Below are 20,773 nucleotides of genomic sequence, written 5' to 3'. Positions count from 1 at the left end.
ACGTCGCACCGGAACGGTGAGTTTCGGGCGGTTGTGGCGGTATCGTGAAGGATTGTGGCCTCAACCCTGTACCGCGGCGGCGTGATCCACTCCCAGGCCGACCCGTTCGCAGAAGCGCTCCTCGTCGACGACGGCGTCATCGCCTGGATCGGCGCCGACGACACGGCCGACGGGCTCGCCGCCCGCGCCGACCGCGTGATCGACCTCGACGGCGCGCTCGTCGCGCCCGGGTTCGTCGACGCGCACGTCCACCTGTTCGAGGTCGGGCTCGCCCTCGCGGGCGTCGACCTGTCCGCGAGCGCCGGCGTGACGACCCTCGCGGCGGCGCTGGAGGCGGTCGGGAAGGCCGCGGCGGGCGTCGGGGACGACGACGTCGTGCTCGCGTTCGGGTGGGACGAGCGGTCCTGGCCCGAGGGGCGCCCCCCGACGCGCGACGAGCTCGACGCCGCCGCCGGCGGGCGCGCCGTGTACGCGGCGCGGGTCGACGTGCACTCGGCCGTGGTCTCCACGACGCTCGCGCGGCGCTGCGCCTTGGCGGAGCGGCCGGGCTGGGACGAGTCCGGCTGGGTCACGGGGGAGGCGCACCACGTCGCCCGGGACGTCGCGCGCGACGTGTCGCCGACGCGGCGCACCGACCTGTACCGGGCGGCGCTGCGCGCCGCGGCGGAGCAGGGGATCGTGTCGGTGCACGAGATGAGCGCCCCGCACATCGACACGCGCGCCGGGCTGCGCGAGCTGCTCGCGCTCACGGGCGAGGCGTCCTCGGGGCTGGCGCACGTCGTCGGGTACCGGGGCGAGCTGTGCACCACGGTCGACGACGCGCGGGAGGTCCTCGCGGACGTGCCCGGTCTGACGGGACTCGCGGGCGACCTCAACGTGGACGGGTCGATCGGGTCGCGCACCGCGGCGATGCGCCTGCCCTACCAGGACGGGCGGGACCCCACCGACCGGGGGAACCTCTACCTGAGCGCGGAGCAGATCGCGAACCACCTGTCCGCGGTCGGGGCGGCGGGCACGCAGGGCGGGTTCCACGTCATCGGGGACCGCGCGATGGACGAGCTCGTCCTCGGGCTCAAGGTCGCCGCGGAGGTCCACGGCCAGGGCGCGGTGCGCGCGGCGCGGCACCGGGTGGAGCACGCGCTGTTCGTCGACGCGACGGCGCTGGCGTCGCTCCTGCTGTTCGGCGTGAGCCTGAGCATCCAGCCCGGGTTCGACGCCGCGTGGGGCGGGCCGCAGGGCATGTACGCGGCGCGCGTGGGCGCGACCAGGGCGGAGGGCCTGAGCCCCTTCGCGGACCTCGCGGGGGCGGGCGTGCCGCTCGCGTTCGGGTCGGACGCGCCGGTGACCCGGCTCGACCCGTGGGCGGGCGTGCTCGCGGCGATGTCGCACGTCGACCCGGACCAGCAGATCTCGGCGCGGGCCGCGTTCCGCGCGCACACGCGCGGCGGGTGGCGCATCGCGGGCCTGGACCACACGGGCGCCGGGCAGCTGCGCGTCGGGGCGCCGGCGCACCTGGCGGTGTGGCGGGCCGAGCACCTCGTGGTGCAGGGCGCGCTCGGGCGCACGACGTCGTCGTGGAGCACGGACGCGCGCGCCGGGCAGCCGCTCCTGCCGGAGCTCGGCCCGGACGTGCCACGGCCGCGGTGCCTGCAGACCGTGCGCGACGGCGTCCCGCTGTTCGACACGTTCGTCTGACCGCTACCGCTTGACAGGGCCGTGAGCCGGAGTAGGTTCGACAGGGTGTTCCGGCCCCCGCGGCCGCAGGGGGATCAGCCACCGACGACGACCCCTCGGCGTGCCGCGCCGGGTACCTGGCCGGGCTCGCGCGCTCAGTAGAAAACGTGCTCCGCCGGTGGCGGCTGGGTACGGGCCGAAGGGCGCGCGAGCCCGCACACGTTCACCCGTCGCCGGCCCTCCGCCGGCCCCCTGCGACCATCCGGTGTTCACCCGCCGGGCCGCCGGTCTCTCCGGCTCCGGCGCAGGTGCGTGGCGTAGGGTGCACCCGTGCACGCCCCCGAGCCCACGGCCACCCCGGCCGGGCGATCCCACCCCGCAGGACCTGACACCTCCGCCCCGGACTCCGCGGCACCCGCGACCGGACCCGACGAGACCGGTCGCCGCGTCCCGGGCGTGGCGGACGAGCGCACCGTCGTCGGGCCCCCGTCGCGGCCGCTCACGCTGCTCCTGGCCGTCGCGGGCGGCCTCGTCACCGACGCGGCGTTCCCCGACCGCGGGTGGTGGCCTCTCGCGTTCGTCGGCGTCGCCGCGCTGTTCTGGGGGCTGCGGCGCGACGGCGCGCGGTGGGGCTTCCTCGTCGGGCTCGTGTGGGGGCTCGCGTTCTTCCTGCCGCACCTGTGGTGGGCGAACTATGCGACCGAGACCGTGCCGTGGGTCGCGCTGTCCGTCATGGAGGCGTGCTTCGTCGGCGTGCTGGGCGCCGCCTGGGTGTGGGCGCGGCGGTGGTCGTGGCTGGCCGGGCGCCCGTGGGCGCAGGCGGTCGCGTTCGCGCTGCTGTTCGTCGGCGTCGAGCAGGCGCGCACCGAGGTCCCGTTCGGCGGCTTCCCCTGGGGCCGGCTCGCGTTCTCCCAGGCGGACTCCCCGCTCGGGCGCGCGGCGTGGCTCGGGGGCGAGGTGCTCGTGTCCCTGCTCGTCGCGCTCGCCGGGTCCCTGCTGGCGGTCGCCGTGCTCGCGCTGGTGCGCCGCCGCGACGTCGTGCCGGGGGCCGTCGTCCCGGTCGTCGTGGCCGGTGCGCTCGTGGCCGCACCCCTGCTCGTGCCGCTCGACACCCGCGCCGAGGCGGGCACGCTCGCCGTCGGGGCCGTGCAGGGCAACGTGGGCGAGCCCGGGCTCGGGTCGTTCGCGAACCGGGCCGAGGTGCTGAACAACCACCTGCAGGGGACCGTCGCGCTGCTGGACCAGGTGGAGCCCGGCGACCTCGACGTCGTCCTGTGGCCCGAGAACGGCTCCGACCTCGACCCGCAGACCGCGCCGGACGTGGCCCGGGCGATCGACGACGCCGCGCGCGAGGTGGAGGCCCCGATCCTCGTCGGCGCGCAGGAGTACCCGGACACGGGCGGCCGGTACAACGTGTCGCTGCTGTGGGAGCCGGGCGCCGGCGTCGTGGACCGGTACGCCAAGCAGCACCCCGCGCCGTTCGGCGAGTACATCCCCCTGCGGTCCCTGCTGCGGATCTTCTCCGACCAGGTCGACCGCGTGAGCATCGACATGATCCCCGGCACCGAGACCGGGGTCGTGGACCTCGCGTCCGAGCGCCTCGGGCGCACCGTGCCGCTCGGCGTCGTCATCTGCTTCGAGGTCGCCTACGACGGCCTCGTGAACGACGCCGTGGACGCGGGCGCCGAGGTGCTCGTCGTGCAGACCAACAACGCCTCCTTCGGGTACACCGCCGAGTCCACGCAGCAGCTCGCGATGTCGCGCCTGCGGGCCGTGTCGACCGGGCGTGCGACCGTGCAGGTCTCGACCGTCGGCGTGAGCGGCGTCATCGCCCCCGACGGCGAGCTCCTGCAGAGCACCGAGCTGTTCACCGCCGACCAGCTCGTCGCGGACCTGCCGCTGCGCACGAGCCTGACCCCGGCCGTGCGGGCGGGGGACTGGCCCGGCCGCGTCGTCGAGCTCCTCGCGCTCGGCCTCCTCGCGGCGGGGGTCGGGAGCGTCGTCCGCGAGCGCGGCGCGACCCGGGCGTCCGCGACGCCCGCCGCGACCGGGGACGACGCGCGGTGAGCGAGCGCCGCGGGGAGCCCGCCGCGCCGGGCCGCGTGCTCGTCGTCGTGCCCACGTACGACGAGGCGCTGACCCTGCCGGGCACGCTCGCGCGGCTGCGCGCGGCGGTGCCGGACGCGGACGTGCTCGTCGTGGACGACGCGAGCCCCGACGGGACGGGTGAGCTCGCCGACGCCGCGGCCGCCACGGACCCGGGCGTGCACGTGCTGCACCGCGCGGGCAAGGAGGGCCTGGGCGCCGCGTACGTCGCGGGGTTCGGCTGGGGCCTGGACGCCGGGTACGACGTCCTGGTCGAGATGGACGCCGACGGGTCGCACCGGCCCGAGCAGCTGCCGTCCCTGCTCGCCGCGCTCGCGCCGGCGGGGGAGACCGGCGATGGTGCGGGCGCGGACCTCGTGATCGGGTCGCGCTGGGTGCCGGGCGGGCAGGTGGAGAACTGGCCGTGGCACCGCGAGGTGCTCTCCCGTGCCGGGAACGTGTACGTGCGGCTCGCGCTCGGGCTCGGCCTGGGTGACGCGACGGCGGGCTTCCGCGCGTACCGCGCCGACGCGCTGCGCGCCGTCGACCTCGCGAGCGTGGAGTCGCACGGCTACTGCTTCCAGGTCGACATGGCCTGGCGGGTCGAGCGCGCGGGCGGACGGGTGGTCGAGGTGCCGATCACGTTCGTCGAGCGCACCGCGGGCCGGTCGAAGATGAGCCGCGCGATCGTCACCGAGGCGCTGTGGAAGGTCACGGTGTGGGGTGCGCGACGCCGCGCGGCCCAGCTGTCCGCCGTCGTGCGGGGGCGGGGGAGCCGCGCCTCGGGCTGAGGTCGCGCGGCACCCGTGCCGCTGGTCAGGCTTCCTGGTCGCGGACCGCCCGCAGGAGCGCGGTGTGCGTGGCCTGGTCCACGGCGGCCACGAGGCCGCCCGCGCCGGAGTGCACGGCGTTCCCGTCGAGGTCGCTCAGGATGCAGCCCGCCGCGACGCACAGCGCGATGCCGGCGGCGAAGTGCACGCTGCCCTCCAGGTGGCCGTCGGTCACGTAGGCCGCTCGGCGCCCCGCGGCGACCCACGCGAGGGCGAGCGTCGTGGAGCCGACGCGCGGGCGGAACCGCCCGGTGAACGCGGGGTCGGTCAGGAGGCGTGCGGCGCGAAAGCCCGGGGCGCGGGGGAAGGGCGGGTCGAGGTTGAGGTCGACCAGGCCCGGCCCCACGGTCGGGGCGAGCGGGGCGTCGTCGCCCTCGGGCGTGCGCCGGCCGGCGCGGTCCCCGTCGCACCAGAGCACCTCGTGCGCGAACGGGTCGGCGACGGCGGTCCGACCCCGCACCTGCAGCGCGACGTTCACGGCGACCGCGGTGGTGCCTACGGCGTAGTTCAGGGTCCCGCACAGCGGGTCGACGAGCCAGCGCCGCGGCGCGTCGCGCTCTCCCGACGCGCCCGACTCCTCCCCGGTGACGGCGTCGTGCGGGCGCGCGGCGCGCAGCACGTCGAGGATCGCGCGCTCGGCGGCGAGGTCCGCGCTGGTCGCGAGGTCTCCGCCGGGCTTGGCGAACCGTTCCAGGTCCGTGCCGTGCTGCGCGCGCAGGACGTGCGCGGCGGCCGACGCCGCGGCGACGGCCACCTCGAGGTCGGGGTCGGTGGGGGTGAGCACGGCGCGAGCGTAGCGGGCTCGGCGGGTGCGGCGTCCGGACGCGCGAGAGGCCCGGACCCTCAGGGGTCCGGGCCTCTCGCGTGAGTGCGGGCGGGTGGCGTCAGGCGCTGCGGCGCAGCTTGCCGGCGCGCAGCAGGCCGAGGCGCTCGTCGAGCAGCTCCTCGAGCTCGGAGATGGTGCGGCGCTCGAGCAGCATGTCCCAGTGGGTGCGGGCGGGCTTGCCGGCCTTGGGCTCGGGGCGCTCCGCGTCGCGCAGGAGCGCCTCGGCGCCGCAGCGGCACTCCCACACCGGGGGGACCTCGGCGTCGGTCGAGAACGGCAGGATGATGGTGTGCCCGTTGGGGCAGTCGTAGTGCGCCTGGAAGCGGGGGGCGAAGTCGACGCCCTCGTCCGACTCCATGCTCTTCGCACCGATGCTCATCCCGCGCAGCGAACGGTCGGCCATGGTGTCCTCCTGAGGGGTCTTCGGGGGTGGGTGGGGCGCTCCCGGTGGGGTGCGGACAGCGGCCCGGTCTACGAGAGGCAACGCCTCGCCGTCGGTCGGTGTTCCGGCGCGTCGTGAAGGTCCGGTGAACGTCGCGGGTCTCCGCGGCCGGGCCGCCCCCACGGCGTCGAGCCGGTCCGCCTCGGCGCGTCGCGGTCCCAGGCTCCCGGGTTTCGATGCCCGACGCAACTCGTCGAGGCCCTGGCGGGGCCGGACGTGCGCACGCTCACACCGGGGCCGGACGTGCCCGGGAACAAACCCGGGGGGTCCCCGGTTGAGCGCCATGTACATGCAAACGCATCGACCTAGGACTCACGGGAGCACACCATGCAGTTCGGCATCTTCACCGTCGGAGACGTCACGACGGACCCCACGACGGGCCGGACCCCCGACGACACCGAGCGCGTGCGCGCGATGCTGACCATCGCGAAGCACGCGGACGAGGCGGGCCTGGACGTCTTCGCCACGGGCGAGCACCACAACCCGCCGTTCGTCCCGTCCTCGCCGACGACCATGCTCGGCTACCTCGCCGGTGTGACGAAGAACATCGTCCTGTCGACGTCCACGACCCTCATCACGACGAACGACCCCGTGCGCCTCGCGGAGGAGTACGCGATGCTCCAGGTCATCTCGGACGGGCGCATGGACCTCATGATGGGGCGCGGCAACACGGGCCCGGTGTACCCGTGGTTCGGGCAGGACATCCGCAACGGCATCCCGCTCGCGATCGAGAACTACGCTCTGCTGCGCCGCCTGTGGACCGAGGACGTCGTGGACTGGGAGGGCAAGTTCCGCACCCCGCTCCAGGGCTTCACCTCGACCCCGCGCCCGCTGGACGGCGTGCCGCCGTTCGTGTGGCACGGGTCGATCCGCAGCCCCGAGATCGCCGAGCAGGCCGCGTACTACGGCGACGGGTTCTTCCACAACAACATCTTCTGGCCCATCAGCCACACCAAGCAGATGGTGCAGTTCTACCGCCAGCGCTGGGAGCACCACGGCCACGGCCCCGCGGACACCGCGATCGTCGGTCTCGGCGGCCAGGTGTTCCTGCGCAAGGACTCCCAGAAGGCGTGGGACGAGTTCCGCCCCTACTTCGACAACGCGCCCGTGTACGGGCACGGCCCGTCGATGGAGGACTTCACGCGCGAGACGCCGCTCACCGTCGGCTCCCCGCAGCAGGTGATCGACCGGTACGCCGCGATGCGCGAGCACGTCGGCGACTACCAGCGCCAGCTCTTCCTCATGGACCACGCCGGCCTGCCCCTCAAGACGGTGCTCGAGCAGATCGACCTCCTCGCGGGCGAGGTCGTGCCCGTGCTCCGCAAGGAGATGGAGGCCGCCCGGCCCGCGCACGTGCCGGCGAACCCGCCGAGCCACGCCGAGCGCGTCGCCGCGGCCCGCGCCGCCGGGACCGAGGGCGCCGCGCACGTCGGCGGCACCGAGGACCGCTGGACCGGGCGCACCGCCGAGGACGACCAGGAGCCGGCGAAGGCCGGTGCCGCGTTCGGGCTGTGACCCGCTCCGTCCCGCGGCCGGCGTCACCGGCCGCGGGACCGGCCGCCCGACGGCGTACGGTCGAGGGGTGCCCCGTGCACCCGCTCGACCTGCCGCCGTCGGGCACCCCCGCACCGTCCGGCCCGGCGACGGGCCGACCCCCGCACCACACGCCACACCCCAGGAGCACCGCATGACCGCCAGCACCCCCGCCCCGGACCGCCGCCTCGTCGTGGTCTCCGCCGGGCTGTCCAAGCCGTCCTCCACGCGCCTGCTCGCCGACCGGCTCGCCGAGGCCACGGTGCGCGAGCTCCAGGGGCTCGGCGTGAGCGCCGAGGTCGAGACCGTGGAGCTGCGCGACCACGCGCACGCCGTCGTCGACGCGATGCTCACCGGCTTCCCCACGGGCGAGCTCGCCGGGGTGCTCGAGCGCCTCGCCGCCGCGGACGGGATCGTCGTGACGACCCCGCTGTTCACCACCACGTACTCGGGGCTGCTCAAGTCGTTCGTGGACGTCCTCGACAAGGACTCGCTCACCGGCACGCCCGTGCTGCTCGGCGCGACCGGCGGCACCGCCCGCCACTCGCTCGCGCTCGAGTACTCCCTGCGCCCGTTGTTCACCTACCTGCGGGCCGACGTCGCCACGACGTCCGTGTTCGCCGCGACCGACGACTGGGCCGCCGCCGAGGCCGACTCCGGTGGCGGGCTGCCTGCCCGCATCGCGCGCGCCGGGCGCGAGCTCGCGGAGAAGGTCGCGCTGCGCAAGAACGCCGGCCCCGCCGACCCGTTCGCGGCCACGCCCGACTTCTCGGCGCTGCTCGGCGGGCTCTGACCCGCCCCCAGACGGCGCGCCCCGGCCACCGGTGCTCCCGGCCGGGGCGCGCTACCGTTCCCTGACCTGCGAGGACGTCGCCCGAGGGGCTTGCCCCGGGCGGGTGCCCCGCGGCAGGATCGGGGGACCGACGACGACGGGGGAGCACCATGAGCACCAGCGCGACCGAGGGCCACACCGAGGTCCCCCCGCCGGACCCCGCCCCGGCGCCCACGGTCGAGCCCGTCGCCCCCGTCACGGTCGCAGTCCCCGTCGTGGAGGCGCTGGCCGAGCACGGACCCGTCGCCCCCGCCCCGCCCCGTCGGCGTCCCGTCGGCGTCGTCACGATCCCCGGCAGGGCACCCGACACCTCACGCTTCTCCGCCGCGCCCCGCTACCCGGCCATGTTCCACGTCGCCGGCGGCCGGCTCGTGTGGGACGGCGCGCGGCTGCGCCTCGTCCGCGGCGACGACACCGTGCTCGAGCCCGCCGGGCGACCCGTCGTGACCGTCACGGGCGACGGTCCCACCGTCGTCGTGACCTGGCGCGACGAGCGCCCCGGGGCCCGGACCACCCGCGCCGTCCTGCTCGACGGGTCGTCCGCCCGGTTCGCGCGCTTCGCCCGGTCGCTCGCGGACACGCGACCCGGGAGCGTCGTCGTCGACGACCGGACCATGCCCTCACCGCGCGTGCCGCGCCTGCACCCCGGCCAGGCCGGCACCGCGCGGCGCCCCGGCGTGTTCGCCCGCACCCTGTGGCGCGTCGTCGGGCGCGGCGCGCCCGCCGCGAGCGCCGCCACGGGCGACGGGGGAGCGGCGCTCGTCGCCCGCCTCGAACGGCTCGCCGCCCTGCACCGCGCCGGCGACCTCACCGACACCGAGTTCGCACGCGCGAAGCAGGCGCTGCTCGGCTGACCGGCCCGCGCCGGGACGCGCCGCGATCAGCCCCCGGCCGGACCCCACCCGGTCACGTCGACCGCCGTCAGCACGGACCCACCGTCGCGGAAGTCCCCGTACCGCGCCCACGCGAGCACGACCCGCAGCAGCACGATGCCCTCGTCCGCCAGCGACCCCGCGAACTGCGGGAACGCCGCCGCGTACGCTGCGGCGCACCGGTCCCGGTCCGTGCCGACCGGGACGTCCGCCTCGCCCTCGCACTGCAGCGTCGTCCCGTCCGTCCCGCCCACCGTCACGGCGACGCGCGGGTCCCGGGCCAGGTTCGCCACCTTGCGCGACGTCGCACGCGCGTCGAACACCAGCTCGCCCGCGCCCGTCGCCGCCACGGCGAGGAACGCAGCCTGGGGCGCGCCCTCCGCACCGAGCGACGCCACGACACCCCACCCCTGCGACCGGACATACCTCACGAACGCCTCACGATCCATGCGGCCACCGTAGCGTCCTGCACCGCCGGACCGGAGGCGTCGAGGGCCCGGCGACACGAAATCCCTGGACCGCCGCGGACGCCACCTGACACCGTCGCACGATGACAGCCTCCCGCACCGACCTCGGCGGCACCGACCAGGAACGCCTCTGGGACGCCGACACCGCCGCCCGGTACGACACCCCTGGCGAGGGCATGTTCGCGCCCGACGTCCTCGATCCCGCCGTCGGCCGGCTCGCGGCGCTCGCGGGCCGGGGGAGCGCGGTCGAGCTCGCCGTCGGCACCGGGCGGGTCGCGATCCCGCTCGCCGCGCGCGGCGTCCCGGTCACCGGCATCGAGATCTCCCGGCACATGGTCGCTCGGCTCCGCGAGAAGGCCGACGAGACGACCCTGCCCGTCGTCATCGGGGACATGGCTACCGCCCGGGTGCCGGGGGAGCACACGCTCGTCTACCTCGTGTACAACACGATCGCGAACCTGCTCACGCAAGACGCCCAGGTCGAGTGCTTCCGCAACGCCGCGCGCCACCTCGCCCCCGGGGGCCGGTTCGTCGTCGAGCTCTGGGTCCCCGAGCTGCGCGCCCTCCCGCCCGGCCGCACCGCGACCGTCTGGCACGACGAGCCCGGCTACCTCGGCGTCGACACCTACGACGTCCTGCACCAGCGTGTCGTGTCCCACCACGTCCGGTTCGACGACGACGGCCGCGCCGAGGTCCACCGCACGCCCCACCGGTACGTCTGGCCCGCCGAGCTGGACCTCATGGCCCGCCTCGCCGGCCTCGAGATCGAGACCCGGCACGCCGGATGGGCAGGGGAGCCGTTCACCGCCGAGTCCCGCTCCCACGTGTCCGTGTACCGGCGCACCACGGCGGACGCCTCATGACCACCGAGGACCGCCCGCACCCCGGCGAACTCGTCGTCCTCGTCTGCGGCCCCGCAGGGTCCGGCAAGTCGACCTACGCCCGCAGCCTCGCCCGGCACGGCTACGTCCCGCTCTCCTTCGACGAGGAGGCCTGGCGGCGCGGGCACCGTGACCACCCCCTGCCGGCCCACGTCGCCGACGAGGTCCACACCGCCCTGAGCGCGCGCCTCACCGAGCTCGTCGCCGACGGCGTGCCCGTCGTCGTCGACACGTCCTTCTGGTCCCGCGCCTCGCGCGACCGCTACCGCGCCCTCCTCGCGCCCCTGGGGGTCCGACCCGTCGTCCACCGCGTCCGGACCCCGCGTGACGTCGTCCTCGCCCGGCTCGCCCGACGGCGCGGCACCGGGCCCGACGACGTCCTCGTCCCCGAGGACCTCGCGACCGCCTACCTCGACGGCTTCGAGGAGCCGACCCCGCAGGAGGGGCCGCTCCGCGTCGTCGACGGCGGACCGTAGGAACCCTCACGCACCGAGCGACCCCTCGATCGCACCGAGGTCACGCACCGCGAAACGGTGGTGCTCCCACTCCTCCTCGAGGATCACGTGCACGCACGACAACGTCGTCTCCGGGTACTGCGGCGACCACGGGTTGCGCCGCACCACCACCAGCTCCTCCGGCGTGACCCCTGCCAGGAAGTCCCGCACCATCGCGACCCGGCCCGCGCGCGCCTCCAGCACCTCCGCGTACGACGGCGCCCCCGTCACGAAAAGCGACAGGTCCAGCCCGTCCTCCGCCGCCTGCGGACCCGCCTGCCCCAACGGGTGGAACGGCTGCTCGATCTCCAGCACCGCCCGCCCCAACCACGCGTCCGTCGCCAGCACCAGGTGCCGCAACGTCTGCGCGAACGACCACTCGCCGTCCACCGACACGTCCACGGCGCTCGCGGGCAGCGCCGCCGCCCGGTCCAGCGTCGCGGCCCATGTCGACTGCAGCGCCGCCCACGCGTCGCGCAGCCCCTGCGGGTCGGTGGCGCGACGCCGTTCGCGCCCCGGGAACCGGCGGTCCAGCTCTGCCTCCACGAACCCGGTCACGTCCACCCCGTTCACCCGGAACGACGCGTCGCCGTCCGCGAGCCAGGGCGCATCGACGTCGACGCCCTCCACCTGCACGCCTCGCATCACCACACCGGACAGATCGGACTCCACGAACCGCGCACCGCGCAGGTCCGCACCGTCGAACGTCGCGCCGCGCAGGTCGTCCGTGCGGGTGAACCGGGCCATGAGCGCCTCCTCGTGGACGTGACCCACCCGAAGAACCCGGCCAGCCCGGGGGAGAGGCCGTGGTGCGGCGGCGACGCTGCACCACGGCGTCGGGGCAGGGGAGAGGCGTGCACCTCTTCCACGGTCACGACGAGCGGGGACGACGAACGCACCGTACGCCGCCCGACCCGCGCCCCACCAGAGGACCGCGCCACCACGCGGTCCGACACCACGCTCCGACCACACCGTTGCCGACACCACCGCAGGTTAGGGGTGGCCAGAGGCGGACGGCCCGGGGGAGCATCGGACCATGCCGATCCTGCCCACCGAACGCGACCCCCGACTCATCACCGTCCGACGTGGCGGCACCCTCACCGACGACCACCACCGCCAGCTCGCCCGGTGGGCCGTCGAGTGCACCGAGCACGTCCTGCCGATCTTCGAGGACGCCCGGCCCGACGACACCCGACCCCGCGACGCCCTCGACGTCGCCCGCGCCTGGATCCGCGGCGAGGTCCCCATGAAGACCGCCCACAGCACCGCCTTCGTCGCCAACGCCGCCGGGCGCGACCAGCCCGCACCCGTCAAGTACGCGGCGCTCGCGGCCGGGCAGGCGGTCGCGGTCGCGCACGTCGCGGCGCACGACCTGGGCGCGGCGGCGTACGCGATCCGGGCGGCGGTCGCTGACGCCGACGCGCGAGGCGAGGACCCGGAGGCTGCGCGCCGGGCGGAGCGGGACTGGCAGCGCGAGCGCATCCCGGCGGAGCTGCGCGAGCTCGTCCTCGACGACCAGCGGCGCCGGAGCGCGATCTGCTGGGACGTCTTCGACGACTGAGGCAGGGGACAGGGGCTGCTCAGCGCAGCAGGTCGACGTAGGCGGCGAGAGGGATCCGCCCGTCCGCCGTGGCGACGACGCCCGCGTCACCGGCCACGAGGACGTCGGCCTGGAGCACGGCCACGGCGACGTACTCGGCGGCTGCGATGTCGTCCGCGTCCAGCTCGTGAGCGATCCGCCACGCCGTGGCCCGCGAGACGCGGTCGCCGAGCAGGCGGATCTTCAGGGCAGCGATGCCCTCCAGGCGGGCGCGCGCCGTCGTCTCGTCGAGCACGCCGTCGCGGACGTCGCGGTAGAGCATCGAGAGCGCGTGACTGCGCAGCACGGAGGGGCCGACGAGCGGCCGTCGTGCACCGAGGCCGACGTCGTCGCGCACGAGTCGCAGCGCGGTGACGGCGTCGATCGCGCACCGGGTCGAGGGGTCGAGAGCGACGGTTCCCACGGGAGCCAGTAGACATCGCCGATGCCTCACAGGCATCCGCTCTGCCTCTTCCGCGGGCCGCCAGAGGTGCGTGACGGCACCAGGCTGTCCGCCGGCGACGTACGGGGTTCCAAGGGATCTGTGCGTGGAGCACCTGCAGGCAGGGTCCGCAGGTCACGATCGGGCACGTGCGCACGCGACGAGGTCGCAGGCCAGCTCCGAGGAGCCCGTAGGGTCGGACCGTGGCTGAGCCGTGGGAGACGACCGTGACAGCGTTCGCGATGACGCGCCGGGATCGGAAGTGGCTGATGATTCGGCACGAACGGCTGGGCGTCACGCGCTGGGAGCTGCCGGGCGGTCACGTCGAACGTGGCGAGACGCTCGAGGAGGCTGCTGCGCGCGAGACGGCTGAAGAGACCGGTGTTGCCATCGAGGTCGGTCGGTTGGTTGCCACCTGCGTTCACGAGTGGCACGAACGACGACGGCGCAAGCTGGTCTGCTTCTTCGACGCGACGGCCGCGAGCAGCGATGTGCCCCGGGTGCCCGCGGACGAGCCACATGTCCTGGAGGCGGCATGGGTCGACCCGTTCGCGCTGGACACGGTGAGTCCGTTCATCGTGCCGTTGATCAAGCAGCAGCTCGTCGGCTGGCCGAACGCTCCGATCTCCTTCGTGATGACACATCGCATCAACGGTGACGGGCTCTGGGAGCCGGCTCCCGTCGTCGCTGAGGCCTGAACACGCACGATCCGCGACCCCACCCGCGGGGCGCCGATAATGTACATTATGTCATTTCGCGGCGGAAGGAGCTGCTCCGACGCATCACGGAGGGCCTCCGCGCGCTCCCCTTCGTCATGAGCACGACGACGTACGCACCCCGGCTCGGCACGCACCGTTCCGGCGGCGGCACCGCGGACCGGAGCGACGGCCGGCGGCTGCTCGCAGGGCTGGTGGCGCTCACGCCGTCCCGGGCGTCGTCAGGAACCGTCTCCGGGACGTTCGCCGCGACCTCGCCGTTCACCGGGCTCGCGCCGGACGGCCGTCGTCCCCGACGGCTCGTCACGACGACGCTCGTGACGCTGGCCTGGGTCCCGGCGCTCGCCCTGACCCTGGTGGCGTTCGTCCTCGTCGGTGTCGCCGCAGGCGCGGCGACCGTCGCCGTGTGGGCCTGGCGCTCGGTGTCCCCCGCACGCGCGCCGCGGGCAGGGTCCGGCGGCACCGATGCGCCACAGGACGAGCTCAAGCTGACGGACGCCCCGGACGTCCGTGCGCCCCGGCGACTCCTGGTGCGGGACCGCACTCTGGGCTACGATGCCTAGAATCGGACATACGACGCAAACCATTGTGTTTAGGTCAACAGCGTGGTGACGCGTCGTCGCTGATCCTCGCGACCTCGGCCGGTTCCGGTGGCTCGCCGGTGGCACAGCACGCCACCGTCGGCGCGTCCTCCAGAGCACTCCGGCGTCCGGACCCCACAGCGGTCCCCCTCTCTCCGGCCCTCCTTCTCGCTCCCGGTGCCCGAGCGTGTGCCACCCTGGGCGCGTGCCCGACTCCACCCCTCCCCGGACGCCCTTCCCTCCCCCGCCGCTCGCCGAGGTCGTCGGCGCGCGCGAACGCACGATCCACGTCGTCACCCATCCCGAGGCGACGCACCACGTCGAGGGCCTGGTCGGCGGCGTCCACGACTCCGACCTCACCGCACGGGGCGCACGGCAGGCGGCTCTGGTCGCGGCGGCGCTGCGTGCCCGGATCCCGGACGACGCCGCCGTCGACGTCGTCACGTCCGACCTCCTGCGCACGCGCCGCACCGCGAGCGCGATCGGCGCGGCGCTCGGTGCCGCCCCCCGCCTGGACGCCCGACTGCGCGAGGCGTCCTACGGCGAGGCCGGGGGGCGGCCCCAGACCTGGCTCGACGCGCGGTTCGTCCCACCGCCGGCGGTGGGCGACCGTCTGCGGCACGACGTGGGCGTCACGGGCGCGGAGACGAGGCTCGACGTCGCGCTGCGGGTGTACGCGGCGACGACGGACCTGCTCCGCCGTGCCGCGGACCACCAGGTGGTGGTCACGCACGGGTTCGCGGCGACGTTCGTCGTCGCGGCCTGGATCGGGATGCCGGTCGAGGCCGCCGGGAGCGTCACGTTCCCGGTCGCCTCCGGGAGCATCACGACCCTGCGTGAGGACGGGTTCTTCCACAACCGCGGGGTGCTGAGCGTGGGCGACGTCGCGCACCTGGGCGCGTCGCGCTGACCCCGTCGCCCCCGACTCCCCCGCGTCGGCGCAGGTCAGGGCGTCGTGCGGTGGCGACGCTGTGGGTGGCCCGACCTAGGCTGGCGGCGACCGCACCCCGAAGGAGGCCCGCTCATGGTCGCCCCGCCCCGCCTCGAGCGGATCACCGTCGCCGAGGCCGCCGACCGCTACCTCGCGTCCGTCGCCGCGCAGACGCTGCGGGGCGTGCTGTCGCCGACGACACGCCGCAGCTACGAGCGGGACGTGGCGGAGTTCGCGCGGCTCGCCGGGCCCGCCCGGGTGCTGGACGACGTCGCCGGCGAGGACGTCGACGACGTCCTCCTGCGCTACCAGACCACTCCTGACGGCCGGTACGCGGACGCGTCGCGCAAGCCGGGGAGCTCGGGCCGCTCCGCCGCGACGGTCAACCGGTTCCGCCAGTCCGTCACCCGCTTCTTCTCCCACGCGGCGCGCGAGGGGTGGGTCCAGGCCGACCCGATGCAGTGGGCCTCTCCCCCGGCCCGCCTGCGCGACGGGCTGCGCGTCGCGCGCACCGCGCTGTCCGCGGGCTCCGCCGCGTCGCTCCTCGAGGTCTCCGCGGCCCGGTCGCCCGGCGACCCGGCCGCGGTACGGCGCGACCAGGACCTCCAGCTGCGCGACCGCCTCGTCGTCGCGCTCCTGCTCGTCCTCGGCCCGCGCGTCTCCGAGCTGGAGCGCGCGAACCTCGACGACTTCTCCCGCGAGCCCGACCAGACGCGCTGGCGCATCCAGGGCAAGGGCGGTCACGTCCGCACGGTGACGCTCTCTCCCCCGCTCGCCGCCGCGCTCGAGGAGTACCTGGAGCGCCTGCGCCCTGCGCTGCTCGCCCGCCGCCCCGACGACCCGGACGCGCGGCGCGCGCTCCTGCTGTCCTGGCGCGGCCGCCGCATCGACGCGCAGGCGGTTCGTGGTCTCCTGCGGCGCTGCGTCGAGCGCATGCCCGCGCAGTACCGGCGCGAGGCCACGCCGCACGCCCTGCGCCACACGACCGCGACCCTGCTGGCCGCCGAGGGGTGGGACGTGAAGGTCGTGGCCGAGCTCCTCGGGCACGCGTCCATCGCGACCACGGGCGTGTACCTCGACCGGATCGAGGGCGAGCTCGCCGCCGCCATCCGCGCCCACCCGCTCTCCGCGGCGCTCGAGCCGGCCGAGACCTGACGCCCGTGCGGCAGGGCGCGTAGCGTTGTCGGTATGGCCTCGCTCCACCGGGTGGAGCTCGTCCCGGACGACGAGCCCGCACCGGCCGCGCGCGGCGCACCCGCGGAGGGGGCCCACGGGTCCGCCGCACCGGCCCGACGACGTGGTCTGCTCCTGCGCGTGGTGGCACCCCTCGTGGTGGTCGCTCTCGTCCTCCTCGTCGTCGGGACGTGGCGCACGACCTCCGCGGAGCGGGAACGCCTCGCCCGGCCCGGGGCCGTGGTCTCGCTCGCGGTGCCACCCGAGCCGGCGTGGGAGACGGACGCCGCCTCTCCTCGGCTCGTCGTGGTCGGCGACGGCAGCGACGCGGTCCTCGCCGTGGTCACCGGGGCCGGCGTGGAGGGGTACGACGTCGCGTCCGGCACGCGTCGCTGGCGGGCCCTCGACCCGACGGCCTGGTGCGGCCCCGCCGTCGGCGAGACGTCGGCCCCGGCTCCGCGCCCCGCCGTCGTCACGTGCCTGACGGGCCCCGCCCTCGCGCCCGTCGCGCACGTCCTCGGCCCGGGCGGTCCGACGGCGGACCCGGTCCCCCTCGGCGACGATCTCGGCCGGGCGGTGCCCGCCCCCGACGGGACCGTCCTGCGCTGGTCGCGCACGGGCGGCGTGGTCCACCTCGCGCTCCAGGACGCCCGGACCGCGCAGGTGCGCTGGCGGCAGGCCGTCCAGCCCGACGACGCGGAGCGCACCGCGATGTGCCGGCCCCAGGTCGCGGGACAGGCCGCCGTCACCGTCGAGGAGGACCTGCTCGTCGTGCGCGGCTGCCGCCTGAGCGCCGTCCTCACTCTCGCCGGAACCCGCCTGGACGCCCGGGGCGACGCGATCACGGCGACGGTCACGCCCCGCGCCGACGGGTCCTTCTGGCGCACGACCGTCCGGTTGCCCGACCGCACCGAGTCCACCCAGCTCGTCGCCCCGGACGGGACGCTCCGTGCCTCCGTCGCCGGGCGCCTCCTCGTTCCTCTCGTCGGCCCCGGCAGCGCCGCGACCACCTGGCTCGTCACGGCCCCGGGCGAGGTGCGCGCGCTCGAGTCCGCGCCCGGCCCGGGCACGGACGCGCCGCACGAGCTGTGGCGCGCCGACCTGCCGGTCGTGCAGGCCGTGGCGCTCGCGGACGGCCGCGCGGTCCTCGCCACGGGCGGCGCGCTCGTCGCCCTGGACGCCCGCACGGGCGAGCGGGTGTGGTCGTGGCCGCGCTCCGCGCCGGGGTCGTCCGCGGACGAACCCACCGCAGGGCCGGACCTCGCGCGCGGCGTGACGGCCGCGTTCACCGACGGCGCGACGCTCGCCGTGGTCGTGCCCGACCCGGACGCCCCGCGACGCTCGCTCCTGGTCGGCCTGTCCCTCGACGACGGCGGGGTGCGCTGGCAGGCCGGGTACGACGCGGACCCGCACGGCTTCGCCGCCGTGGCGGGGCGGGTCGCGCACGTGGACACGGGCTCGTCGCGCCTCACCGTGCTCGGATGATGTGCCGAGACGAGGTGATCGGGTGAGGTCCGCGTGCGAGCGAGCGAGGGCGGGGCGAGCCTGTCGGGAGACCGGTCCCCGCGCCGAGGTGGCCGGCGCGAGACGAGGGAGGACGCCGTGCCGAAGCGCGACCCCGGACCGAGCGTGAAGGACCCCGAGCTGTACGAGAAGCTGCGCGACGAGGGCGACTCGAAGGAGAAGGCGGCGCGCATCGCGAACGCCGCCGCGGGCTCGTCCCGCACGAGCGTCGGACGCAAGGGCGGCAAGGCCGGCGACTACGACGACTGGACGGTCGAGAAGCTGCGCAAGCGTGCCGCGGAGATCGGCATCGAGGGCCGCTCCTCGATGCGCAAGGCCGAGCTGATCAAGGCCCTCCGCTCGCACTGACCGGGCGCGCGAGGAACCCGGGAACGGCGCAGGTGCGGGATCTCACCCGCGGCGCGCCCGTCCTGCGGTCGCGCCTGGAGGCGTGCCCGCTACGGTGAGTCCGTGCACCTGTCGCCCGACTCCGCCCTGCGCACCGCCCGCCGTCTGCTCTCCCGCGCGCTCGTGGTCGCCGTCGCGGCGCCGATCACGGTCGCGGCCGTGCTCGTCACCGCCGACGCGATCCGCAAGCGCCGCAACACGACCGAGGCGTCGTTCCCGCGCTCCTCCCCCGCCGACGTCGAGGTCGCGGGCACCACGACGACCGTCTTCACGTACGGCGAGGACGTGTACCGGGAGATGCTCGGCGCGATCCGCGGGGCGCAGCGCCGCATCCTGCTCGAGACGTACATCTGGAAGGCCGACGCGCTCGGCGAGGAGTTCAAGCAGGCGCTGGTCGAGGCGAGCGAGCGCGGCGTCGAGGTGTTCGTCGTCTACGACGGGTTCGCGAACCTCGTCGTGCCGCAGGCGTTCTTCGACCTGCCGGAGCCGATCCACGTGATCCGCTACCCGGTGTTCCGCCCCGGCATCCTCATGCTCAACGTGCGCAAGTCGGGCCGCGACCACCGCAAGATCCTCGTGGTCGACGACGAGATCGCGTTCGTCGGCGGCTACAACATCGGCGCCCTGTACGCGACGCAGTGGCGGGACACGCACATCCGCCTCGTGGGCCCGAGCGCGTGGGAGCTGCGCAACGCGTTCGTCGACTTCTGGAACGCCAACCGGAACCCCGGCCAGCCGCTGCTCGCCGACCCCGGGTCGGTGCACTGGGAGCCGCGGCTGCGGGCCGCGCGCAACGCGCCCGCGCACCTCGTCTTCCCGATCCGCGGCATCTACCTCGACGCGATCGACCGCGCCAGCTCGCACGTCTACATCACGCAGGCGTACTTCATCCCCGACCGGGAGATCCTCGCGGCGCTCCTCGCCGCCGCCGCGCGCGGGGTCGACGTCCGCGTGCTGGTCCCCGAGCGCTCCAACCACGTGCTCGCGGACTGGCTGTCACGCGGCCTGTACACGGCGCTGCTCAGGGGCGGGGTGCGTATCCACCTGTACCGGGACGCGATGGTGCACGCGAAGACCGCGACCATCGACGGCGCGTGGACCACGATCGGGACGGCGAACATCGACCGCCTCTCCCTGACGGGGAACTACGAGGTCAACCTCGAGATCACCGACCCCGGGGTGGCCGCGCAGATGGAGAAGGTGTTCGACGTCGACCTGTCGAACTCGCGCGAGCTCACGCTCGCCGAGTGGGACTCCCGCTCGGTGGCGGCCAAGCTCAGCGAGGTCGTCCTCACGCCCCTGCGGCCCCTGCTGTGACGCGTGGGCCCCGCACGGGGCCCGCGGTGGACGCCGGAGCCGGCGCGCGTGCCGCGTCGCATCAGTCGCAGTAGTGGGGCGCCTCGCCGCAGATCACGCCCTGCACCATGACGACGAAGAACCCCACGACGGCCGCGACGGCGGCCAGCGCGAGGACCACGCCGAGCACGATCGCGACGATCGCGCCGGGGTGCATCCGGGGCCGGCCGCCGGCGCCCGCGGGGCGGTCGCGGAGGTGCGGCGTCCACGCGCGCCCGTCGAACCACCGCTCGGCTCGCACGCCCCACGGGTCCGGGTACCAGCCCGGCGCCGGGGAGTCGCTCACCGGTCGGCCTCGGCGCGGGCGACGTCGGCCGCGTCCTCCTCGGGGCGGGGCGGCACGGTCTCGTCGGCCTCGAGCAGGGTCACCTCGCCGTACTCGGGGTGCTCGTCGCGCAGGGCGCGGGCCGCGGCGTCACCGACCCCGTCGAGGCTCCCCGCGGCGACGTCGAGCGACTCGCCGGGCGTGAGCGGCCGGTACGCGTACGTCCCGCCCGTGCGCTGCTCCCCGAGGAGACGGTCGACCATGCCGTGCCCGGCCGCCGAGAGCAGGGCGTCGTGGACCGGGACGACGACGCGCGGGTCGAGCCCGCGCACGAAGTCGATCGTCTCGGCGAGCTTGAGCCAGGGGGCGGCCACCGGCGCGAGGAGCACGTCGAGCCGCCTCCCCCCGAGCGTCTCGCCGTCCGGCGCGTCGAACGAGTCGCCCGGGTGCAGGAGCGTCGCGCCGTCCCCGCGCACGAGGTAGGTCACGTTGGCGATCCGGGGGACGTCACGGTGGATCACCGCGTGCTGCCCGCCACCCACGACGACCTCCAGCCCGCCGAGGTCCAGACCGTCACCCGGCGCGACGACGTGCACGCGTGCGGAGGTTCCCTCCGGCAGCGAGGGCCGCAGGGCGGCGGTCACCGCCTCCGGCGCCCAGACCGAGAGCCCGGGCCGGGCCGTGAGGGCGGCACCGAGCGCCACGGCGTCGACGTGGTCCGGGTGCTGGTGGGTGACCAGCACGGTGTCGGCGTCGCGCAGCGCGCCCGCCGCGTCGCTGAACGTGCCCGGGTCGATCACGACGACCTGACCGCCGTGGCGCACCGTGACGCACGCGTGGCCGTGGAACGTGACTCGCATGGTTGCTCCTCTGCTCGCCCTGC

Annotated in this window: 23 protein-coding genes; 16 read left to right on the top strand and 7 right to left on the bottom strand. The window is 75.5% G+C overall.

Features of this window, described 5'->3' with window-relative positions:
* Positions 1-54 precede the first annotated feature (54 nt).
* From JOE63_RS12150 to JOE63_RS12140, 3 genes are all read left to right on the top strand, one after another.
* Positions 55-1,695 (top strand): amidohydrolase, encoded by a 1,641-nt coding sequence (locus tag JOE63_RS12150; protein ID WP_204541619.1) that lies wholly within the window; start codon positions 55-57, stop codon positions 1,693-1,695.
* Positions 1,696-2,004: 309 nt separating this feature from the next.
* The gene (gene lnt, locus JOE63_RS12145) at positions 2,005-3,741 is read left to right on the top strand and encodes an apolipoprotein N-acyltransferase (protein ID WP_445082674.1); all 1,737 of its coding nucleotides are present in this window, start codon (positions 2,005-2,007) and stop codon (positions 3,739-3,741) included.
* Complete coding sequence (locus JOE63_RS12140; protein WP_204541617.1) at positions 3,738-4,550, top strand: polyprenol monophosphomannose synthase; 813 nt, start codon at positions 3,738-3,740, stop codon at positions 4,548-4,550. The genes lnt and JOE63_RS12140 overlap by 4 nt, the downstream gene beginning before the upstream one ends.
* Before the next feature lie 25 nt (positions 4,551-4,575).
* On the opposite strand, the gene JOE63_RS12135 is transcribed toward JOE63_RS12140, so the two are convergent.
* On the bottom strand, positions 4,576-5,373 hold the full coding sequence (locus tag JOE63_RS12135; protein ID WP_204541614.1) for an inositol monophosphatase family protein: 798 nt from the start codon (positions 5,371-5,373) through the stop codon (positions 4,576-4,578).
* A gap of 100 nt (positions 5,374-5,473) precedes the next feature.
* On the bottom strand, positions 5,474-5,818 hold the full coding sequence (locus JOE63_RS12130) for an RNA polymerase-binding protein RbpA (protein WP_021483180.1): 345 nt from the start codon (positions 5,816-5,818) through the stop codon (positions 5,474-5,476).
* 366 nt (positions 5,819-6,184) lie between these two features.
* Here JOE63_RS12130 and JOE63_RS12125 point away from each other — a divergent pair, with 366 nt between their 5' ends.
* The 3 genes from JOE63_RS12125 (at position 6,185) to JOE63_RS12115 (ending at position 9,076) form a co-directional block, all read left to right on the top strand.
* A complete protein-coding gene (locus JOE63_RS12125; RefSeq protein WP_087472056.1) occupies positions 6,185-7,372 on the top strand; it encodes an LLM class flavin-dependent oxidoreductase in 1,188 nt (395 codons plus the stop codon).
* Positions 7,373-7,544: 172 nt separating this feature from the next.
* The gene (locus JOE63_RS12120) at positions 7,545-8,183 is read left to right on the top strand and encodes an FMN reductase (RefSeq protein WP_087472055.1); all 639 of its coding nucleotides are present in this window, start codon (positions 7,545-7,547) and stop codon (positions 8,181-8,183) included.
* A gap of 149 nt (positions 8,184-8,332) precedes the next feature.
* Positions 8,333-9,076, top strand: coding sequence for an SHOCT domain-containing protein (locus JOE63_RS12115; protein ID WP_204541611.1), 744 nt, complete (start codon positions 8,333-8,335; stop codon positions 9,074-9,076).
* 26 nt (positions 9,077-9,102) lie between these two features.
* On the opposite strand, the gene JOE63_RS12110 is transcribed toward JOE63_RS12115, so the two are convergent.
* Positions 9,103-9,543, bottom strand: a complete 441-nt coding sequence (locus tag JOE63_RS12110; protein WP_204541609.1) for a pyridoxamine 5'-phosphate oxidase family protein — start codon at positions 9,541-9,543, stop codon at positions 9,103-9,105.
* A 101-nt stretch (positions 9,544-9,644) separates the two neighbouring features.
* On the opposite strand from JOE63_RS12110, the gene JOE63_RS12105 reads away from it, so the two are divergent.
* Entirely contained in the window at positions 9,645-10,424 is a 780-nt protein-coding gene (locus JOE63_RS12105; protein WP_204541607.1) for a class I SAM-dependent DNA methyltransferase, read from the top strand.
* On the top strand, positions 10,421-10,918 hold the full coding sequence (locus JOE63_RS12100) for an AAA family ATPase (RefSeq protein WP_204541604.1): 498 nt from the start codon (positions 10,421-10,423) through the stop codon (positions 10,916-10,918). The genes JOE63_RS12105 and JOE63_RS12100 overlap by 4 nt, the downstream gene beginning before the upstream one ends.
* Before the next feature lie 6 nt (positions 10,919-10,924).
* Here JOE63_RS12100 and JOE63_RS12095 read toward each other — a convergent pair whose 3' ends face one another.
* On the bottom strand, positions 10,925-11,683 hold the full coding sequence (locus JOE63_RS12095; protein WP_087472050.1) for a DinB family protein: 759 nt from the start codon (positions 11,681-11,683) through the stop codon (positions 10,925-10,927).
* 289 nt (positions 11,684-11,972) lie between these two features.
* Between JOE63_RS12095 and JOE63_RS12090 the strand changes: the two genes are divergently transcribed.
* Positions 11,973-12,497 carry a putative immunity protein gene (locus JOE63_RS12090; RefSeq protein ID WP_087472049.1) on the top strand — a complete coding sequence of 175 codons (525 nt, stop codon included), beginning with the start codon at positions 11,973-11,975 and terminating at the stop codon, positions 12,495-12,497.
* A gap of 19 nt (positions 12,498-12,516) precedes the next feature.
* Here JOE63_RS12090 and JOE63_RS12085 read toward each other — a convergent pair whose 3' ends face one another.
* Positions 12,517-12,939, bottom strand: coding sequence for a hypothetical protein (locus tag JOE63_RS12085; protein WP_087472048.1), 423 nt, complete (start codon positions 12,937-12,939; stop codon positions 12,517-12,519).
* Positions 12,940-13,160: 221 nt separating this feature from the next.
* On the opposite strand from JOE63_RS12085, the gene JOE63_RS12080 reads away from it, so the two are divergent.
* From JOE63_RS12080 to JOE63_RS12050, 7 genes are all read left to right on the top strand, one after another.
* The gene (locus JOE63_RS12080; RefSeq protein WP_307840065.1) at positions 13,161-13,655 is read left to right on the top strand and encodes an NUDIX hydrolase; all 495 of its coding nucleotides are present in this window, start codon (positions 13,161-13,163) and stop codon (positions 13,653-13,655) included.
* A 116-nt stretch (positions 13,656-13,771) separates the two neighbouring features.
* Positions 13,772-14,236 (top strand): hypothetical protein, encoded by a 465-nt coding sequence (locus JOE63_RS12075; protein ID WP_204541601.1) that lies wholly within the window; start codon positions 13,772-13,774, stop codon positions 14,234-14,236.
* A gap of 223 nt (positions 14,237-14,459) precedes the next feature.
* Positions 14,460-15,164, top strand: coding sequence for a histidine phosphatase family protein (locus JOE63_RS12070; RefSeq protein ID WP_204541598.1), 705 nt, complete (start codon positions 14,460-14,462; stop codon positions 15,162-15,164).
* 114 nt (positions 15,165-15,278) lie between these two features.
* Complete coding sequence (locus JOE63_RS12065; protein ID WP_204541595.1) at positions 15,279-16,340, top strand: tyrosine-type recombinase/integrase; 1,062 nt, start codon at positions 15,279-15,281, stop codon at positions 16,338-16,340.
* 33 nt (positions 16,341-16,373) lie between these two features.
* Positions 16,374-17,843, top strand: coding sequence for an outer membrane protein assembly factor BamB family protein (locus JOE63_RS12060; protein ID WP_087472045.1), 1,470 nt, complete (start codon positions 16,374-16,376; stop codon positions 17,841-17,843).
* Positions 17,844-17,960: 117 nt separating this feature from the next.
* Positions 17,961-18,230 carry a DUF7218 family protein gene (locus JOE63_RS12055; protein ID WP_204541592.1) on the top strand — a complete coding sequence of 90 codons (270 nt, stop codon included), beginning with the start codon at positions 17,961-17,963 and terminating at the stop codon, positions 18,228-18,230.
* A gap of 102 nt (positions 18,231-18,332) precedes the next feature.
* On the top strand, positions 18,333-19,586 hold the full coding sequence (locus JOE63_RS12050) for a phospholipase D-like domain-containing protein (RefSeq protein WP_307840063.1): 1,254 nt from the start codon (positions 18,333-18,335) through the stop codon (positions 19,584-19,586).
* 61 nt (positions 19,587-19,647) lie between these two features.
* Here the strand turns inward: JOE63_RS12050 and JOE63_RS12045 are convergent, their stop codons facing one another.
* Positions 19,648-19,911 carry a DUF2510 domain-containing protein gene (locus JOE63_RS12045; RefSeq protein ID WP_204541589.1) on the bottom strand — a complete coding sequence of 88 codons (264 nt, stop codon included), beginning with the start codon at positions 19,909-19,911 and terminating at the stop codon, positions 19,648-19,650.
* Positions 19,908-20,750, bottom strand: a complete 843-nt coding sequence (locus JOE63_RS12040) for an MBL fold metallo-hydrolase (protein ID WP_204541586.1) — start codon at positions 20,748-20,750, stop codon at positions 19,908-19,910. Before JOE63_RS12040 ends, JOE63_RS12045 begins: the two co-directional genes overlap by 4 nt.
* Positions 20,751-20,773 lie beyond the last annotated feature (23 nt).

The sequence above is a fragment of the Cellulosimicrobium cellulans genome (assembly GCF_016907755.1).
Lineage (GTDB): Bacteria > Actinomycetota > Actinomycetes > Actinomycetales > Cellulomonadaceae > Cellulosimicrobium > Cellulosimicrobium cellulans_D.
Note: the sequence above shows the minus strand (reverse complement) of the source record. Positions and strands in the feature narration are given on the sequence as shown.

What these genes read in the sequence shown, in the direction of transcription:
- JOE63_RS12130 (WP_021483180.1), bottom strand. Translation starts at nt 5,818, where the DNA reads ATGGCCGACCGTTCGCTGCGCGGGATGAGCATCGGTGCGAAGAGCATG.
- JOE63_RS12125 (WP_087472056.1), top strand. Translation starts at nt 6,185, where the DNA reads ATGCAGTTCGGCATCTTCACCGTCGGAGACGTCACGACGGACCCCACG.
- JOE63_RS12120 (WP_087472055.1), top strand. Translation starts at nt 7,545, where the DNA reads ATGACCGCCAGCACCCCCGCCCCGGACCGCCGCCTCGTCGTGGTCTCC.
- JOE63_RS12115 (WP_204541611.1), top strand. Translation starts at nt 8,333, where the DNA reads ATGAGCACCAGCGCGACCGAGGGCCACACCGAGGTCCCCCCGCCGGAC.
- JOE63_RS12110 (WP_204541609.1), bottom strand. Translation starts at nt 9,543, where the DNA reads ATGGATCGTGAGGCGTTCGTGAGGTATGTCCGGTCGCAGGGGTGGGGT.
- JOE63_RS12105 (WP_204541607.1), top strand. Translation starts at nt 9,645, where the DNA reads ATGACAGCCTCCCGCACCGACCTCGGCGGCACCGACCAGGAACGCCTC.
- JOE63_RS12100 (WP_204541604.1), top strand. Translation starts at nt 10,421, where the DNA reads ATGACCACCGAGGACCGCCCGCACCCCGGCGAACTCGTCGTCCTCGTC.
- JOE63_RS12095 (WP_087472050.1), bottom strand. Translation starts at nt 11,683, where the DNA reads ATGGCCCGGTTCACCCGCACGGACGACCTGCGCGGCGCGACGTTCGAC.
- JOE63_RS12090 (WP_087472049.1), top strand. Translation starts at nt 11,973, where the DNA reads ATGCCGATCCTGCCCACCGAACGCGACCCCCGACTCATCACCGTCCGA.
- JOE63_RS12075 (WP_204541601.1), top strand. Translation starts at nt 13,772, where the DNA reads ATGAGCACGACGACGTACGCACCCCGGCTCGGCACGCACCGTTCCGGC.
- JOE63_RS12065 (WP_204541595.1), top strand. Translation starts at nt 15,279, where the DNA reads ATGGTCGCCCCGCCCCGCCTCGAGCGGATCACCGTCGCCGAGGCCGCC.
- JOE63_RS12060 (WP_087472045.1), top strand. Translation starts at nt 16,374, where the DNA reads ATGGCCTCGCTCCACCGGGTGGAGCTCGTCCCGGACGACGAGCCCGCA.
- JOE63_RS12040 (WP_204541586.1), bottom strand. Translation starts at nt 20,750, where the DNA reads ATGCGAGTCACGTTCCACGGCCACGCGTGCGTCACGGTGCGCCACGGC.